The organism is Pseudomonas sp. DCB_BI (assembly GCF_026240995.1).
Classification (GTDB): domain Bacteria; phylum Pseudomonadota; class Gammaproteobacteria; order Pseudomonadales; family Pseudomonadaceae; genus Aquipseudomonas.
Window position 1 is genome coordinate 1 of the sequence record NZ_JAPFCG010000064.1, and the last position, 528, is coordinate 528.

General features: G+C 68.4%; 1 protein-coding gene. It reads right to left on the reverse strand.

The features are described from left to right. Positions 1-528: AMP-binding protein (locus OO258_RS27810; RefSeq protein WP_266035000.1), on the reverse strand; the 528-nt coding region annotated here is incomplete at both ends.

The window sequence follows — 528 nt, forward strand, 5'->3', positions numbered from 1 at the left end:
AGATTTCCCACACCGAGAAGTCGAAGGCATAGGAGTGGAACAGGCTCCACACGTCGTCGCTGCCGAAGCGGAAGTCGGCGTCGGTGGCCGTGAACAGGCGCAGCACGTTGCGCTGCGGCAGCAGCACGCCCTTGGGCTTGCCGGTGGAACCGGAGGTGTAGATCACGTAGGCGAGGTTGTCCGGGCTGACGGTGACCGGCGAGCAGGCCAGCGGGTCGGCCTGGCTGCTGTCATCGTTGCTTTCCAGGCTGAGCACGCGCACGCCTGCCGGCACCGGCAGGCTGGCCAGCACCTGGGGCTGGGCCAGCACGCGCTGCAAGCCGCTGTCTTCGATCATGTAGGCCAAACGGTCGGCCGGGTAGGCCGGGTCCAGCGGCACGTAGGCACCGCCAGCCTTGAGGATGGCGAAGATGCCAACGACCATGTCCAGCGAGCGCTCGGCAGCCAGGCCGACCAGCACGTCAGGCCCGACCCCGTCGTCGACCAGGCGCCGGGCCAGGGCGTTGGCACGCTGGTTGAGCTGGGCAT